At 43.0% G+C, this 16,609-nt stretch carries 17 protein-coding genes; 4 read left to right on the top strand and 13 right to left on the bottom strand.

What is annotated here, in order from left to right:
- Positions 1-396 precede the first annotated feature (396 nt).
- Positions 397-1,986, bottom strand: a complete 1,590-nt coding sequence (locus G4D54_00575) for an ATP-binding cassette domain-containing protein (GenBank protein ID QJA01005.1) — start codon at positions 1,984-1,986, stop codon at positions 397-399.
- 238 nt (positions 1,987-2,224) lie between these two features.
- On the opposite strand from G4D54_00575, the gene G4D54_00570 reads away from it, so the two are divergent.
- Both G4D54_00570 and G4D54_00565 read left to right on the top strand, forming a co-directional pair.
- On the top strand, positions 2,225-2,446 hold the full coding sequence (locus tag G4D54_00570; GenBank protein ID QJA01004.1) for a hypothetical protein: 222 nt from the start codon (positions 2,225-2,227) through the stop codon (positions 2,444-2,446).
- Positions 2,443-2,757, top strand: coding sequence for an HAD hydrolase family protein (locus tag G4D54_00565; GenBank protein QJA01003.1), 315 nt, complete (start codon positions 2,443-2,445; stop codon positions 2,755-2,757). The genes G4D54_00570 and G4D54_00565 overlap by 4 nt, the downstream gene beginning before the upstream one ends.
- 25 nt (positions 2,758-2,782) lie before the next feature.
- On the opposite strand, the gene G4D54_00560 is transcribed toward G4D54_00565, so the two are convergent.
- From G4D54_00560 to G4D54_00510, 11 genes are all read right to left on the bottom strand, one after another.
- On the bottom strand, positions 2,783-3,550 hold the full coding sequence (locus G4D54_00560) for an ABC transporter ATP-binding protein (GenBank protein QJA01002.1): 768 nt from the start codon (positions 3,548-3,550) through the stop codon (positions 2,783-2,785).
- 11 nt (positions 3,551-3,561) lie between these two features.
- Entirely contained in the window at positions 3,562-4,920 is a 1,359-nt protein-coding gene (locus tag G4D54_00555; GenBank protein ID QJA01001.1) for an ABC transporter permease, read from the bottom strand.
- A gap of 263 nt (positions 4,921-5,183) precedes the next feature.
- Entirely contained in the window at positions 5,184-5,474 is a 291-nt protein-coding gene (locus G4D54_00550; GenBank protein ID QJA01000.1) for a hypothetical protein, read from the bottom strand.
- 55 nt (positions 5,475-5,529) lie between these two features.
- On the bottom strand, positions 5,530-6,252 hold the full coding sequence (locus G4D54_00545; protein ID QJA00999.1) for a nitroreductase: 723 nt from the start codon (positions 6,250-6,252) through the stop codon (positions 5,530-5,532).
- Between the two features lies 1 nt (position 6,253).
- Positions 6,254-7,051, bottom strand: coding sequence for a histidinol-phosphatase (locus G4D54_00540; protein ID QJA00998.1), 798 nt, complete (start codon positions 7,049-7,051; stop codon positions 6,254-6,256).
- A gap of 43 nt (positions 7,052-7,094) precedes the next feature.
- Positions 7,095-7,970 (bottom strand): YitT family protein, encoded by an 876-nt coding sequence (locus G4D54_00535; GenBank protein QJA00997.1) that lies wholly within the window; start codon positions 7,968-7,970, stop codon positions 7,095-7,097.
- A 234-nt stretch (positions 7,971-8,204) separates the two neighbouring features.
- On the bottom strand, positions 8,205-8,906 hold the full coding sequence (locus tag G4D54_00530; GenBank protein ID QJA00996.1) for an ABC transporter permease: 702 nt from the start codon (positions 8,904-8,906) through the stop codon (positions 8,205-8,207).
- A 1-nt stretch (position 8,907) separates the two neighbouring features.
- Positions 8,908-9,750 (bottom strand): ABC transporter ATP-binding protein, encoded by an 843-nt coding sequence (locus G4D54_00525; protein QJA00995.1) that lies wholly within the window; start codon positions 9,748-9,750, stop codon positions 8,908-8,910.
- Positions 9,747-10,220 (bottom strand): hypothetical protein, encoded by a 474-nt coding sequence (locus tag G4D54_00520; GenBank protein ID QJA00994.1) that lies wholly within the window; start codon positions 10,218-10,220, stop codon positions 9,747-9,749. Before G4D54_00520 ends, G4D54_00525 begins: the two co-directional genes overlap by 4 nt.
- 4 nt (positions 10,221-10,224) lie before the next feature.
- Positions 10,225-10,653, bottom strand: coding sequence for a LytTR family transcriptional regulator (locus tag G4D54_00515; protein ID QJA00993.1), 429 nt, complete (start codon positions 10,651-10,653; stop codon positions 10,225-10,227).
- 139 nt (positions 10,654-10,792) lie between these two features.
- Positions 10,793-11,173, bottom strand: a complete 381-nt coding sequence (locus tag G4D54_00510; protein QJA00992.1) for a multidrug transporter — start codon at positions 11,171-11,173, stop codon at positions 10,793-10,795.
- Positions 11,174-11,443: 270 nt separating this feature from the next.
- On the opposite strand from G4D54_00510, the gene G4D54_00505 reads away from it, so the two are divergent.
- Both G4D54_00505 and G4D54_00500 read left to right on the top strand, forming a co-directional pair.
- Entirely contained in the window at positions 11,444-12,394 is a 951-nt protein-coding gene (locus G4D54_00505) for an Rpn family recombination-promoting nuclease/putative transposase (protein ID QJA00991.1), read from the top strand.
- Positions 12,395-12,699: 305 nt separating this feature from the next.
- Positions 12,700-14,073 carry an NAD(P)/FAD-dependent oxidoreductase gene (locus G4D54_00500; protein QJA00990.1) on the top strand — a complete coding sequence of 458 codons (1,374 nt, stop codon included), beginning with the start codon at positions 12,700-12,702 and terminating at the stop codon, positions 14,071-14,073.
- 78 nt (positions 14,074-14,151) lie between these two features.
- Here G4D54_00500 and G4D54_00495 read toward each other — a convergent pair whose 3' ends face one another.
- Positions 14,152-16,563 carry a glycyl radical protein gene (locus tag G4D54_00495; GenBank protein ID QJA00989.1) on the bottom strand — a complete coding sequence of 804 codons (2,412 nt, stop codon included), beginning with the start codon at positions 16,561-16,563 and terminating at the stop codon, positions 14,152-14,154.
- Positions 16,564-16,609: the final 46 nt, after the last annotated feature.

The following is a 16,609-nucleotide window of genomic DNA, read 5'->3' as shown; positions in this document are numbered from 1 at the left end:
CTGTGTTATATAGAGATGTGTAATTTAATTGTACAAATGTATGCGGAACTCTAAAAGCAAAAGATCATTCTGTGGTGAATATGAAATACCTTGCATACATACTTGAAAAATTGCATACAAACACGTAAATCATATTGAAAATGACAAGTTAATGACTACCCTATTAAAAAATTAAAGTTCCTCCCACCTAAGCAACTTCAAGATGAATTCGCTCTTTATGTATCAGACTGCGACAAATTGCAATTTGGAGTTCAAAAATATATAAAAATACCACACTGGAGTAAGTTAATACTCTAGTATGGTCATTCTGTTTTTAAGAGTCTCGTTAGAAGGCTAGATTAATCATGAATTTATTAAATCCCTAATTCAACCCCTCTTTTCCGGACATTTTTATTTCTATTCTTCGATTCCGTATTCCTTTTCCAGATAGTCATCATAAGTTGTTCTACGGTCAATGATACCGTCATCTCTGATTTCTATGATACGATTTGCGATTGTCTGAATGAACTGATGGTCATGACTCACAAAAATCAGTTCTCCCGGATATTTTATCAGAGCATTATTCAGTGTCTGAATGGATTCCAGATCCAGATGGTTGATCGGATCATCCATCAACAGCAGATTTCCCGCCTCCAGCATCGTCTTGGACAGCATACAGCGCGCCTTCTCTCCACCGGATAACACATTGACAGGCTTCAGCGGTTCTTCTCCGCTAAACAGCATTCTTCCAAGGAAACCGCGGATAAAGGACATATCGTCGATATCCGTATACTGGCTCAGCCACTCACAGATACTCTGCGTACCTTCAAAATACGCACTGTTATCATCCGGTATGTAGGAAACCCTGATGGTCTGTCCAAGCTGAATGCTTCCGGCATCCGGTGTCAGCTCCTGTGCAATCAGCTTTAACAGCAGAGTGGTTTTCAGTGGATTGCCAATCAGCGCCACCTTATCTCCCTTCATCATGTTAAAGGAGATATTAGTCAGTCTGCAATCTTCGACCTGTTTCTCTACATCCTCAATATACAATATAGAACGACCACTCTCCCTCTCCGGTTTAAATTCAATAAACGGATATTTTCGAGTTGATGGCTGTAAATCATCCAGTGTTATCTTATCCAGAATTTTCTTACGTGATGTCGCCTGTCTGGATTTGGAAGCATTGGCAGAGAAGCGGGCAATAAAGTCTTCCAGCTCTTTGATTTTCTCTTCCTTTTTGCTGTTGGCATCCTTCAGCTGACGGCTGATCAGCTGGCTGGATTCATACCAGAAATCATAATTTCCCGCAAACAGCTTAATCTTACCATAATCCACATCGGCAATATGTGTACATACCTTGTTTAAAAAGTGACGGTCATGACTGACTACGATTACCGTGTTCTCATAATTCATCAGGAAATGCTCGAGCCAGGAGCATGCCTTGATATCCAGATGGTTGGTAGGCTCATCCAGCAGCAGCGTATTCGGCTTTCCAAACAACGCCTGTGCCAGCAGCACCTTTACCTTATCACTACCGGACAGCTCCTTCATCAATACATCATGCAGGTCCACCGAAATCCCCAGGCCGTTTAACAGCGTTGCCGCGTTACTTTCCGCATTCCAGCCATCCATATCCGCAAAGGCCGCTTCCAGCTCACCGGCACGGATACCGTCTGCTTCACTGAAATCCTCCTTGCAGTAAATTTCATCCTTTTCCCGTTTTACTTCATACAGCTTTGTATTTCCCATCAGTACCGTTTCCAGGACCGTGTACTCATCAAAAGCAAAGTGATCCTGCTTCAGAGTAAATACTGTTTCATTCGGCTTGATGATGACAGAGCCGGTATCCGGCTTCAGCTCACCGCTGAGTACTCTCAGGAATGTGGATTTTCCGGCACCGTTTGCCCCGATCAGGCCATAACAGTTACCATCTGTGAATTTTAAGTTTACATTATCATACAGTGTCCGTGATCCAAAACGTACACTGACATTTTGCGTTTCTATCATTTTTCTACCTCCGGTGTTAACAATTATGCATTATATCATACAAACTGTCAAATGTGCAGAAAACATATGGGAATCTACGCTTCCTTATATATAAGAGGGTCTTTCCCCTCCCAATACCATACATTTTCTATACCAAAGGGTTAGATTTTCATTCACCATCTGCATTAGAGGGCTCACAGTATTTGATAATAGACTGTATTTTTTAGTATACAATTTCTACTATACAATAGGTATGAAAATGAAATATGGCAGGCACCTGACCGATTTCAGAGCCGCTTTCTTTGATATCGGCAACACCTGCTTTAATCAGGTGCATGGACAGATTCCACCTGCAAATATAGATGCATTACACAGACTGCAGGAAAAAGACTTTCACTATGAGCCCTATTTTGAGAAGCTGTTGGATGTCGCAATTACCTATTCCGGCAATCGCAATACGATTTATTTCCGGCAGGCGTGACAAAAGCCACAGGCATTCACCAGCTGATGAAGCTGTGGAGGTTTCCCGGACACGATTATCTATGCTTTGGCGATACCAGAACAGATATTCCCATGCTAAAGGACGTGTGTCTGGGTATTACCATGGAACATGCGGACAAGGAAGTAATGCTCCATGCAGATGCGGTATGCGGCCGCAGTGACTGTAACGGTATTTCGAGTTTTCTAAGAGCATCCTCTCTTATAAAAAAGGAATCGTATGCCGCATTCCTAAGAAAATATAAAATGTTTCCATATGCAGATGAACTGCGTATAGAAACATTTTTTATATGATATTTTCAGTTGACTGATGAGAGCTTTACGAAAACAGCAACTCCATAGATTCCTTACTGTTGATTTGAACAATTTTATAAAAGTATTCTTTCTGATCCATATCCGCACGCTCCAGATCCTCTTCGATACAGCCATCCCGCAGATACAGCAGCCGCCTGGAATAGCTCGCAATCATGGCATCATGAGTCACCATAAGGATTGTGACCTTCTCACGCTCATTCAGCTCCTTTAGGATTGTGAGCAGTGTATGTGAATTTTTGGAATCCAGACTGCCGGTTGGTTCATCTGCCACAATCAGCTTGGGCTTGTTAATCAGGGCTCTTGCGACAGCACATCGCTGACACTGTCCTCCGGAGCATTCCACCGGATATTTATCCAGTACATCCACTAGCTCCAGCCTCTCTGCGGTTTGCTGCACACGTTTTCCGATTTCCTCCTTCGACATGTTTGACAGGGTAAGAGGCAATGCGATATTTTCCTTCAGCGTCAGAGTATCCATCAAATTAAAGGACTGAAAGATAAATCCTAGATTTTCATACCGGAATTTTCCCGTTTGAGATTCCAGCATACTGTAGACATCAACACCATTGATCTTGACCTTTCCCTTTGTCGGCATATCAATTGTGGAAAGGTTGTTGATCAGCGTGGACTTCCCGGAACCGCTGGGTCCCATAATACATATAAAATCTCCTTCGTGCACTTCCAGTGAAATGCCGCGCAATGCTTCAAATTCATTTTTTGTATGACGATTATAAATCTTCGTTATATTCTTAGCTTCCAATATAGTATTCATATTCTGCTCTCCTATTCCTCCATATATGCTTCCATCAGATCCTGACGGAAAATCAGTTTCATATAAATGCGATACATCACCACAGCCGCCACCAGCAAAAAGCCGATATACAAGCCGTGCAGCTGTAATACAAAGCTCCACGCCACATCCCCTCCTGCCGCAAACAATGAAGTTATGACCAGTAAAGGCGGCAGAGATAACAACAGAATGATGCCGTAAAAGCCGACGATTTCCTGCTTGATAATTTTTCGGATATCCGTTTTCAAATACCCGATCGCCGTCATATTGCGAAAGACCTGACACTTACTCAATCCGTCGGCAGACAGCTTATAAACAAGACAGATACTGATTTGAAGCATCGATACGAGAAAGGCGATCATAACAACCATAAAGGTTGCCGTGTCGTTATAAAATTTACACAGATATAGAAATAATACCGCTGTTGACAATAAAATAATCGTAACCAGAAGATTTCCGTTGACCATGCTGTAGCGCAGATTTCCCAAAGATATCAGAAAATGGCGATTTTCTGCAAACATCCGTTTTTTCATCAGGGTTAATACATCCGGAAGTATATAACGAAATACATTCCCTGCGCCGAATACGATGGCTACACCAAGATATATCAGAAAAATGGCATCCATATAATGATAATCAATCGAGAACAGCAGATATATGGTCAGCGCATACACACATACATATACGATTTTCATAAATACCTGCTTCTGTTTTCCAATCGGATTCATCGACCGTCTGGCACGCAGCAGTTCATTCATGGAATCCATGCGATAGACAAAGCCTGCATCGACAATAACCAGCCATACGGAAACAATCACAAGGGTAGCGATGCAATATCCAAGGGCTGCGGAAGAAAAGGTGAACACAGGTGCCTGTATATTCATCGACAGATAGATGACATGATTCACCAGCGGAAACACACAGCAGCCGGCAAGAGCTCCCAGCGGTGCTGCAATTCCCATGATCATAAAATTTTGCACAATCAGGAACTTGGCTATTCGAATAATACTGCTACCGCTGATCATCATTACACCAATATCATGTGTTTTTGACATCAGAAAAAATTTGTTTGAAAAAAAGACTGTCAGTATGCAGATGAAAATCATAAACAAAGACAGCATCATCGTAAAGATTCCGGATCCGATGCCTCCATCAAAGGAAGCAACAAGCGACATTCCACCCTGTGACATTGCAGAGGCATCACGCAATGACTCACTTCCGTAATAGGGATTTGCGATGATTGCGAAAAACATTGTAATCACAAGGGAAGCGGAGAACATCGAGAATGCGAAAAAGAACGCATCTGCAGGCTTTCGCCTCAGATTCGTATAAGAAAAACGAAGTAATTCCATATACTCTCCTCCATAGTTACAAACATCTAGCCATTGTAAACGTTAACACAGAAAAGTTTGCTTTGCAAGACTCAAAGAGGATGATGCCCTACCTTTCCTTTAATTTTATGCATGCAGCAGCAACTGGATTCAGAATTTTCCACAGACATGGCATTTATATGACAAGCTATGACAACGACAGCAGATTATCGGTGAAAAAAATGAGATATCCATCTTTCAAAAGTAAATGCATACCATACACCCTGCCTGAAAAACAAGGGCTCTCACTCCCGTCTTTGATGCAGCTGTGCAAACGAAGATACCTCCACCCAATACAGACAAGTTTTCTCGCTGCGTGTATTGCCTGTTATAAAAAGCGGTGCAGCGGTTTTTAGTTCTAACACAGTAACATATAAATGATTAAGCTGTTTAAAAGAAAAAGGTGTCTGATAAAGAGATTCTGATGTCACAGACAAATGCTTAACCGTAGTAAATTGAAGAGATGAATAAAAGGGAAGATGATATAAGGCTAAGGCTGCCACATCTTCCTTTTCATAAATATTATAAAATTTCATAAAAAGCTACTTCTATTATATCCTAAGGCAAATCAGCCTCTGAATTTTCATCTATTTATTTTTTCTCATAGACAGCAGGATTTCCCCATGTCCAGGTACCTTTTTGTGCACCGATTTCAAAGTGCAGCATGGTGATTCCCAAATCCACCATTTCAAAGGAATCCGTATGGGCAACTTCAGCATAAACACAATCCTTTTCCTGACGGAAGCGCACCGGCTGTTTAAAAAGTGCTGAGGGTGCCAGCTGCACTGCCTCCATTCCGTTTTTCATCCAATCCGGACTGTGCGCTGTGATATCTGACATTTCCTCCACGGTTTTTCCTCTGCGCCGTGTTGCATGCGAAATCAGCTGTTCCTTTAAGGTTTTCTTATGTGCGGTATAGCCGATCGCGATAACGCAGTACAGCTTCTCATCTTCCTTTACATAGGGCTTTAAAGCATCTTTCGCAAAGGTACCGCCAACCCAGCAGGTTCCCATATTGCGCTCTACCGCCTCCAGAATCAGTCGTTCACCGAAATATCCCAGCTTCTCCTGCATATATACATCACGGGAATTGCCCATCATCATAATGAAATTCTCAACATTGTGAAACATGCCGTAGCTGTTGCGAAATCCCTTAAAGATTTCCGGATGTCCGCATACCAGCTTCATATGCAATCCGTGCTTCTGGTTATACATATGAATGCGTTCCTTTAAAAAGGTTGCATCCTCATCCCGCAATTTCTCTCGCAGATAGCTTCTTCGGGAATGTCTTTTATACATAGCTTCCTTCAGCATCTCAGTTCCCCCTATTCCTGTCTTCAAACCGCAGCTCATTACGAAATATCAACGGCAGATCATATAGAATTTCCTGATTCACAACAGCAAAGCAATCCTGATCGGCATACTTTTGAGGTGCATGTGCATCCAGACCATAGACGATATCCACATCATAGGTACAGGCAATCTCCCAGAAGCTGCGATATGGATAGGTGTAGCGAAATTCCTCTCCCAGCTTGCGTTTCCCATAGCGCAGGCCGTTCAGATTGACCTCCAGAATAATCCCGTGCTTTTGTGCATTCGCACAGATTCTATGGGCAGCCTCACAACAGGCTTCTGTCCAGACTTCCTTTCCGAACATAAACAGATCAGGATGCGCAATGATATCCGGTAATCCCTTCTCACAGGCCTTTTCAATCAGCGAAGCGTAGTGAAGTACATCCGCATCGCTGTGATTATCATAAAATTCCGGCGCATACAATGCAGGGCCATGCTGTCCGAGAATGAGATAGTCCATCTCTTCCTTATATTGCATAAGCTCATCCAGCTGTTCCTCAAAATATTCGATTTCCATCCCCAGACGGATTTCGATTTGATCCTGATAAGTATGCTGCAGCTTTCTCACACTGCTCACATAGTCTGCAAGCTCTTCCACCCGCATACGCTCTCCCGGTGCATCACCGTTACGATACGGGGCATGGTCACTGAAACCCATATACCGATACCCATTCTTTATCGCTTCCTTTACATACGCTTCATCACTTCCTACAGCATGCCCGCACCGTTCTGTATGACTGTGATAGTTAAAATTCTGCATATTTCCGCCTCCTTTCATAAACTTCTATATTATATAGGAAAAGCTATAGCTCCTCCTCATAAGTGAACCCAAGACCCTGTACTTCATTTGCTTCCATAACGATAACAAATGCCTCCGGATCAATATGCGACACCAGATGCTCCAGCTCCGGCAGCTGCTTTTTGGATACCACAGCCATTATGACCGGTCGTTTCTCGGAAGAATAACCGCCGGTTGCTTCCAGAATCGTAGTCCCGCGCTCCAACACCTCATGAATACGGTCCATAATTTCCGTATGCTTATTGGATACAATCATCACATTACGCGCATCATGTCCACCGATCATCATGGTTTTATTGATCATATAGCTGCTTACCCAGACTGACAGAATTCCTGTAAGTGCAGCCTGCAGTCCGTATACGGCAGCACCAAGCAGTACGGTAAGCGCGTCCACAATCAAAACCAGTGTCGGAAGCGGTATATGGGTATACTTGTTAATGATCAGTGGTGGAATATCCATACCTCCGGTACTGGCACCTGTACGAAACACACAGCCGACACCGATACCCATCAGCGCACCGCCGTAAATGGTGGCTAAATATTTATCCATGATAAAGGTATCCGGAGCAATCACATGTTTTGCCAGATAGGACAGTAAAGTAAGCAGCAGCGGATAACAGATTGTACTCAGAATCGTTTTTGCCGCAAACTTTTTCCCCAGGACAAGTGATCCTGCAAGAAACAGTACGACGGTCAATACATTGATCACCAGTTCAGGATTTAAATGAATCAGCGGCTCCAGTGCGATTGCAACACCCGCCAGGCCCCCCGTCAGTACATCATTGGGCAATATAAACCAGGCAACCCCCATGGCCAGAGCAATATTTCCCGCAAGGATCCACAACGTATCCTGCACCAATTCTTTATTGCTTAATTTCAAAAGTATCCCTTCTCTCTTTCATGCTCTTTCATTATAGCATTTTTTTCACACACTTTTTATGCCAGGAATAAAAACTCTTTTCTATTTTGTGAAATTTTCCGAGAAGTATACAAAAAAAACTACAGGTATGTGTAGGATACTTGCAGTTTTCATTTACAAGCTTTATGAAAAGGGCATACGTTTGGTTTATTCAAAAGAATACTGCATAAAGAGCTATACATGTTTGTTCTCTACTCAGGCAAGCAGCTGCTTCTTTCTATACATATACACATATAACACAAGCACAAGAGCAAAATTTATCAGTACCACAACAAATGACTGCGCGGACAGAACGATCGTAGAGCTGTTGTTGATCTGCTCATAAATTTGTTGAGAATATAGAAATTTTCCAACATTGCGTATGGAGGCATTAAACATTGACAGCATGGGAATAAAGGAAGTAAGCAGCATGGCAGGAACGGACAGACCGCTGGCAGCCGTCTGATTATCACTCACAACCCCAATCAGTCCGCCAATAACTGAGGAAATCAGAATACCGCATGCATTCAGCAGCAGAAACATCCACAGCTCCTGCAGGGAGTATTTCCCCAGTAATCCCATAAACAGCACACCTGCCATACAAAATACAAACACATACGCTCCGATGCCCAGCAGATATTCCATCGGTTTTACATTCGACATCATGAGCATACGTAAAGAGCCCTTTTCCTTTTCCTCACTGATGATTGCAGACAGGATGAGAATCGGAGCCATGCATACATACATAACAGAAAACAGATTTACAAAGTATCTTTTCGGCAGTTCAAATTCGCCGGCGGAAAGTGTCAGAATTGCTGCGATTGCCGGAAACATCACAAACTGTACAAGCGTAGGCTTATTACGAAAGGTGTCCTTTAGCTGCTTACGGATGATTGCATATATATGAGAAGGCTTCATATCAGACCAGCTCCTTTCCTGTCAGTGAGATAAATACAGTTTCCAGTGTAGGCTCCATGGAATGGATGGTCTTCACATGTCCGGCTTCCATCAGATGCATAATCTTTTCTGCATCTCTCTTGATATCCAGCACAATACTCTCTCCCTGCGCTGTCGTTATGTTAACCTGATTCGTCGTATTGTATTTGTAGCAGATAGCTTCCGGCGTATCACATTCGATGATAGAGCCCTCATTCAAAAAGGCCACTCTGTCGCATAGGCGTGTTGCCTCCTCCATATCGTGTGTTGTCAGAAAGATAGTGACACCCTTTTCCTTCAGCTCAAACAAAAGCTCATGAATGTTGGATGTTGTTGCCGGATCCAGTCCCGAGGTAGGCTCATCCAAAAATAAAACCCTAGGCTCATGAAGCAATGCTCTGGCAAAGGAAAGCCGCTGCTTCATTCCCTTTGACAGCTTAATGACTGCTTTCTGTCTGCTGTCATACAGAGATACACGGCGCAGTGCCGGTTCTATGACATTATAAGGAAGCTGATAGAGCCTTCTGTATATATCCAGATTATCTATACAGGATAAACGATCATATAATCCAGCTTCATCCAGCATTATACCAATCTGTGCATACGTATCATCACTTAGCTGTCCGGAATCATTTCCCAGAACATATGAGCTGCCGCCGTCCTTCTTTAATAAGCCAAGTAGAATCCGTATCAGCGTTGTTTTTCCTGACCCTGACGGTCCCAGAAGTCCAAAGATTTCCGGCTTCTCAATGGAAAAGCTGATATCCATTAAAACCATTTTTTCCGCAAATCTCTTCTGTATATGATCCGCTTCCAGTATTGTCATTTTTTCCTCTCCTCTTTCTTAGCCTTATAGGCCTCCAGCAGCTTCTGATATTCCCGATCCTTTCTTCGTGTGGCATATACACTTAGCAGAGTTGCTGCCGAGAAGCTTAACAGAAAGCAGACAACAAAGCCGATCCATGCTGCATGATCATCAACAGGAAACCAGCGGCATACATAAATAAACGGTAGAATCAGCATCATAACAACTGCAATACGCAAAATAATTTTGTAGGTCAGGCGCATTGCAGGAAATACTGTGGGCTTATCCAGAAGCAAATTGCATAATGCCAGAAGAGAGGAAAGCAATAAAAGCTCAAAAACAGCAGAAAAGGAAATACCGCCCTGCACATAAAAGCTTGACACCTTCATAATTCCATCCCGGCATGTGACACCTGCCAATGCAATTACACAAATCGCAGTAAAAAAGGACATTGTTACATTTCTAAAAAATTTAACCAGATAGTTATACATGCCATTATTCCCCTTTCAGCTTCTGCTTAAACGCCTTTACATAGGTCCTTGTGACCATATGCTGATGACCGGTATCCAGATATACCCGGATTCTTGACCTCAGGTCTGCATGCATGCTGGTTACATGTTCCATATTGATAATTGTTGCTTTGTTGATTCGTATGAAATCATCATTCAGCTGTTCTTCCATCTGATAAAGCCAGAGCATAGACTCGTAACAGCCCTGTGCAGTATATAAAAAGGTACGCTTGTCACTGGAAGCGATAAAGCAGACATCCTCCAGACGCAGCAGGTATTCCTTATCTCTTTGCAAGCCGATCAGCTTTTGATGCATAGCTGCCAGCAAGCGGAAAGCTGCCTGTTTTTCCTCCTCCGAGTCAAACCGGATGCGAACATCCAGCTGTTGTGAATCCTTACCCTCAATGATTTTCATACCGCATCCTCCTGTTTTTATTATATTTGCACATGAATAGAAAAGCTATAAAATTCAACCAAGTTGCAGGAAACCGTGACTCACCTGCAAGAAAAAAAAAACACCAACAGGAAAAAGCCGTTGATGTTTGCAAATATATCTATTGAAATATCTCCTGAAAAAGGGAACGCGGCTGAACCTCCGGAACACACACACTTTCTGTTCGCAGCGTACCGGTAATCGTATCTCCTTTTCCATCACCCTCAGTAATCACTAGCTGATTCTGTTTCCAGTCAGCCTGAAGATCCTTTCGGTAAGCAAATAATTCCTTATTATGAAGCACCATCAGAATATAGGATTCCTTATGTACACCACGAACCAGCTCGGAATAGATATCCTGAATTTTCTGTTTCAGCTCATAGGTCTGCTTCGTATTGCTGTCATAGCGGATTTCATAATCAATCTCTGCTCTGGCATTTCCATGAATCATAGCAGATGCCATAAGAAACCACAGACAGCCGATTATTGCATAACGTTTCATTTCTTCACCTCATAGCTGAAGTATGGACATCGATTGCAGGATTATACCTGTTTCTTTATAAAGGCAGAAAAGCTATTTTATCGCCTCATCTTTTTCTGTTATATACATTTAGATAGAAGTGATCGAAATCGCAACTCTGTAAAATGCAAGCTGACAATCCTTTTAAAGCAGGAAAAAATCAAGAATATGTGGATTTTTTTGGAATTTCATACCTTCTTAACGTATAGAAGTATGTAAGTGATGATGAGCTTACAGAAGGAGGTTTTCGTCATGGAAAATACGAAAGCAAATACTGTATTGGATTACTGCAATGATGTATTCTTCAAGTACACACTGTCACGTGAGGATGAAGGCTCTGTGTACGCCCGCAACACCATTATTGAACGTGTTACCGGAATTAAGGTAAAGGAAAGCATTGTACAGAATCCGAATCTGGATCCCGGAACAATCGGGAAGAAACGCATTATTCTGGATGTTCATGTGAAGGATGAGAAAGGTCGTTTTTTTAACCTGGAAATGCAGACTACCTATGCAGGAGTAGCGGAAATGATGCGCTTTGAATTTTATGGGGCCAGAGCATTGAACAACCAGCTGGATAGCAGTGAAAAGTACAAGGATTTAAAGCCGGTATATCAGATTATTTTCATTGAAAAATGCGCATGGAATAATAAAAATCTGATCAATCACTATCAGATGCGCAATGAGCAGGGGGAAGATGAGAGTAAACACCCATTGATTAGAAGAACCTACATCCATCTGCCTGTTATCAATGAAATCGCTAAGAAAAAGGCCATCCAGCAGATGGATGACTTTGAACAGCAGTGCTTCCTGTTTGAAAACAATGCGAAAAATGATATACTGGAATCAAAGGAAAGGCTGGTGAAGGTATTCATGGACAAGTACGAGGAAATGCAGAAGGATGATGAGCTGTGGTCAACCGCAATGGCGATTCAGATGGGAGAGGCACGTTATCGCTACGGCTTGGAGGACAGCTTTGAAGAGGGGATGAAGGAAGGAATCATTAAAGGGAAAGCTGAAGGTAAGGTTGAAGGTAGAATCGAAGGAGAGAGACAGCTCTTACATAGTCTTATGGAAGCCAAATATCAGGAAGACTGCACAGCGTGGCTGCAGTCATTAACCGAGGACCAGTTGCATATCGTATCGAGTTTAATTTTAAAGTGTGATACCCTGGAGGCTATTAAAAAACAAGTACATACCTGACACGATGTAAGTGATCGTATAAGAGCAACACCTTTAACCATATCTCCATACAATGAAAGGCTCTCTGCATAACAAGTGTGGAGAGTTATTTATGCTTATGATACGCAGTTTCAATCAAAACCCATAAGTAATATAAGCTTTCTTTTGCCCTTATCTAAGCGTTATATACAATATAGGTTAGTGAATAGTAACCGTTTTCATAAAGTTTTCACGAATACCGCTGGCTTTTTTCTGTTTCTGTGATAAAATACCATAGGAAATTCAAGATTTCCCGGAAGTTATACATATAACGATGGAGGTAACATATGGATTTTGATTTACTGATTGTCGGGGCCGGTCCCGGCGGTATTTTCTCTGCCTACGAGGCGATGAAACTGAACCCGGAGCTGAAGATTGCTTTATTCGAAACAGGAAACCCGCTGGAAAAAAGAAAATGTCCGATTGACGGGGTGAAAATTAAATCCTGCATCAACTGTAAGACCTGTGCCATTATGAACGGGTTTGGCGGAGCAGGAGCCTTTTCTGATGGAAAATACAATATCACCAACCAGTTTGGCGGTACCTTATACGAACATATCGGAAGGAAAGAAGCAATTGATCTGATGAATTATGTCGATGAGATCAATGTGGCAAACGGTGGACAGGGGACAAAGCTTTATACAAATGAAAATACGCATCTGAAAAAGAAATGCATGCAGAATGATTTACATCTGCTGGAGGCAAGCGTACGCCATCTTGGTACGGATGTGAATTATATTGTTCTGGAAAACCTGTACAATCAGCTGAAGGATAAAATTGAAATCCACTTCCATACGCATATAGATGCAGTGGAAAAGCTGGAGAACGGCTATCGTCTGGTGAGCAGGGATAAAAGCTTTACCGGCAGCAAATGCATTATATCCACAGGCCGCAGCGGAAGCAAATGGATGGGAAGCATCTGTAAAAGCCTGGGAATTGCCACGAAGAGCAACCGTGTGGACATCGGTGTGCGTGTAGAACTGCCCTACAGCATTTTTTCCGATCTGACGGATGAATTGTATGAAAGCAAAATCGTATACCGTACGACGAAGTTTCAGGACAAGGTCCGTACCTTCTGCATGAATCCCCGCGGTGTTGTCGTCAGTGAAAATACCAACGGAATTGTAACGGTGAACGGACACAGCTATGAAGACCCTTCCCGCTATACAGAGAATACGAATTTCGCCCTGTTGGTAAGCAATCACTTTACAGAGCCGTTTAAGGACAGCAACGAATATGGGGAAAGCATTGCGCGTCTTTCCAATATGCTTGGGGGCGGTGTCATCGTACAGCGCTTTGGTGATTTGATACGCGGACAGAGAAGCACGGATTCCCGTATCGCGGAAAGCTTCGTCACACCAACCTTATCCGCTACACCGGGTGATCTGAGTCTGGTAATTCCTAAACGTCAGATGGATGACATTATCGAAATGATTTATGCACTGGACAAGGTGGCACCGGGAACTGCCAATGATGATACCCTGCTGTATGGTGTAGAGGTAAAATTCTATAATCTGGAGGTTGAAATTGATCATAATCTGGAAACCAGGCATGAAGGACTGTATGTGATTGGTGATTGCAGCGGTGTTACCCATTCCCTCTCACATGCAAGTGCAAGCGGCGTTTATGTCGCAAGACATCTGTATAGCAATAAGCATTAAAAAGGAATCGTGAACCTGTATAGTGCAGGACATCACGATTCTTTTTCTTTATAAACGCAGACAGATTTTCTTCACGGACTATAACGTTTGTTCTGTACGCTCAATTATATCATCCTGTGTTTGCCTGGACAGGACATTAAAGAAAGCAGAATAACCGGCAACACGGACAATCAAATCCCGATGCTTCTGCGGATGCTTCTGTGCATCAAGCAGTGTATCACGGGAAACTACATTATATTGAACATGGTAACCGTCCAGGCGATTAAAGAAGGTACGTATCATCATTTCCAGCTTCTGCTTATTCTCCTCGCTCGACAGCATCTGCGGCGTCATTTTCTGATTTAACAGCACCCCGCCGGTAATTTCATGTGTCGGAAGCTTGGAAACGGTTTTGAATACAGCAGTAGGTCCGTTCTTATCCATACCATGTGATGGGGAACAGCCTTCAGCAAGCGGTGTGGCAGCATTACGCCCGTCCGGAGTAGCAAGAGTTCCCTTTCCCTGACCGACATTGGCAGAGATACTGGAGGTACCGGCATACCGTGTTCCTCCGATCGGTCCTCTTCCATAACGCGTATTCGGATATTTTTTCACTTCATTGATATAGACATCATAGGCATCCACAATCAGCTGGTCTACATAATCATCATCATTTCCATATTTGGGAGCATTCGAAATCAGCATCTGTTGTATCGCTTTATGCTCCGGTGATGTAAAATCATCCATCAATGCATCCCATAGCTGATTCGCAGTTATTTTTTGTTCCTCAAATACCAGCTTTTTTACAGCTGCCAGACTGTCCGCAAGGTTGGCGATTCCCACCTGCAGCCCGGATATGAAATCATATACAACGCCGCCTTCCTTAATGGTTTTCCCCCGTCCGATACAATCCTCCGTCAATGCACTGCATAATACATCGGGAACATCCTGCTCCAGAACGAGATCACAGCAGTTTTCAATGATTACAGAATGTCTTGTGAACTCACGTATTGTTATATCCCATGCTTCCTGTAGCTGAGCGTAGGATGTCATTTCACAGAAATGTGTAAGCCCCTTCACCAGCTTTACCCGACTGGCAGGATCCACACCTGCATTCATGGCAATCAGCAGCGTTTTCGGAAAATTCAGAAAGCTCATACCGGTACAGCGATATCCCCATTTTCCGGGTACTGCGGTTTCCACGCAGCCAATCGCGCTATAATTATATGCATCTTCTTTACCAACTCCCTTTTCCATGAAGGATGGAATTATAACCTCATCGGAATTAAAAGCCGGCATCCCGGTTCCCAGCTTTACGACCTCGATTGCTTCATCCATAAACGCAGCAGATAAATTTCTATGATAGCGTACAGTCAGATTAGGCTGTGGAAGACGGGTCTGTGCAACAGATTTCAGAATGAGAAAGGACAGCATATTTACAGCATCCTTTCCATCTTGAGTCTGTCCTCCTATCGTAACATTCTGATACAGGGGAGAACCGGCACTGAATTGTGTATGCGACCAGCTTCTTACCTTATTGATAGTAAATGTTTTCAGCCACAGATTTGTTAAAAGCTCTACGGCCTGATCCTCTTGCAATACTCGCATATCCAGATCATGCTTTACGTATGGATATAAATACTGATCCATACGTCCATAGGAAAGAGAATGTCCATTGGATTCTATCTGTAAAACGAGGTGGACAAGCCACATGGACTGTATAGCTTCATGAAAATTTTCAGCCGGTTCATACGGCACCCTGTCCAGTATCTGCGACATTTTCTGTAATTCCTGCTTTCGTTTTCCCTGTGCTGCTTCAGCCTGTGCAAGCGCAAGCTCAGCATAGCGCTTTGCAAATGCCTGTACGGCAGCAATGACGATCAGAATCGCCTCATAAAAATGATATTTGGAAATGCTATCCGGATCTGTCATATCCAGCTTCCTTTTCTCCTGCAAGGTTCGCTGCTCATAATACCTGAGCCCTTTTCGCATAATTTTTCCATAGTCAACAGCGATGTGTGCATCTCCGCTTGTGATATTTCCTTCCGCTTTGATAATACCGAGATCATAAAAGATTCTGCTTTCCGGAGGAATCATGGCAAGTCCTTTATCCAGTGTTGTATTATGATACCAGTAAGGAGCGATGCTTTTTAGTTCCTCCTTTGTCTCATCATCGATTTGAAAAACATCCCCGTCACGAAGCTCGAATTCATCCAGCTCTTTTATAACCCAATCCATCGCATATTCCGGGAAGACAGGTGCTGCCCGGTTTTTCTTAGCCTGATTACCAGCGAGCAGTGTCTGCGGCTCGATAAAGATCGGCATATTCTCCAAAATATTTTTCAGCATGAAAGCACGCTTTACAAGCAGCGGCTTATCCGCATGCTCCTGATATGCCTGTGTCGCAAGCACAGCACGTGTGGCGTCAATGGATGCCTCTGTATTCAGAAGCTCCTCTCTGAAGCTATGCATTCTTTCTGTGAGTGTTCCAAAGTGTTCTCTGTTTTCCATATGCTTTCCTCCACGCTTATTTTTAGTTTCATATGAAATATAAATT

This window comes from [Clostridium] innocuum, assembly GCA_012317185.1.
Taxonomy (GTDB): Bacteria; Bacillota_I; Bacilli_A; order Erysipelotrichales; family Erysipelotrichaceae; genus Clostridium_AQ; species Clostridium_AQ innocuum.
This window is presented reverse-complemented; position numbering and strand designations above follow the sequence as displayed.

Bases quoted from the DNA above. Each gene is read 5' to 3' on its own strand.
- G4D54_00575 (QJA01005.1), bottom strand. From the start codon at position 1,986: ATGATAGAAACGCAAAATGTCAGTGTACGTTTTGGATCACGGACACTG.
- G4D54_00570 (QJA01004.1), top strand. From the start codon at position 2,225: ATGAAATATGGCAGGCACCTGACCGATTTCAGAGCCGCTTTCTTTGAT.
- G4D54_00560 (QJA01002.1), bottom strand. From the start codon at position 3,550: ATGAATACTATATTGGAAGCTAAGAATATAACGAAGATTTATAATCGT.
- G4D54_00555 (QJA01001.1), bottom strand. From the start codon at position 4,920: ATGGAATTACTTCGTTTTTCTTATACGAATCTGAGGCGAAAGCCTGCA.
- G4D54_00550 (QJA01000.1), bottom strand. From the start codon at position 5,474: ATGAAATTTTATAATATTTATGAAAAGGAAGATGTGGCAGCCTTAGCC.
- G4D54_00545 (QJA00999.1), bottom strand. From the start codon at position 6,252: ATGCTGAAGGAAGCTATGTATAAAAGACATTCCCGAAGAAGCTATCTG.
- G4D54_00540 (QJA00998.1), bottom strand. From the start codon at position 7,051: ATGCAGAATTTTAACTATCACAGTCATACAGAACGGTGCGGGCATGCT.
- G4D54_00530 (QJA00996.1), bottom strand. From the start codon at position 8,906: ATGAAGCCTTCTCATATATATGCAATCATCCGTAAGCAGCTAAAGGAC.
- G4D54_00525 (QJA00995.1), bottom strand. From the start codon at position 9,750: ATGACAATACTGGAAGCGGATCATATACAGAAGAGATTTGCGGAAAAA.
- G4D54_00520 (QJA00994.1), bottom strand. From the start codon at position 10,220: ATGTATAACTATCTGGTTAAATTTTTTAGAAATGTAACAATGTCCTTT.
- G4D54_00515 (QJA00993.1), bottom strand. From the start codon at position 10,653: ATGAAAATCATTGAGGGTAAGGATTCACAACAGCTGGATGTTCGCATC.
- G4D54_00510 (QJA00992.1), bottom strand. From the start codon at position 11,173: ATGAAACGTTATGCAATAATCGGCTGTCTGTGGTTTCTTATGGCATCT.
- G4D54_00505 (QJA00991.1), top strand. From the start codon at position 11,444: ATGGAAAATACGAAAGCAAATACTGTATTGGATTACTGCAATGATGTA.
- G4D54_00500 (QJA00990.1), top strand. From the start codon at position 12,700: ATGGATTTTGATTTACTGATTGTCGGGGCCGGTCCCGGCGGTATTTTC.
- G4D54_00495 (QJA00989.1), bottom strand. From the start codon at position 16,563: ATGGAAAACAGAGAACACTTTGGAACACTCACAGAAAGAATGCATAGC.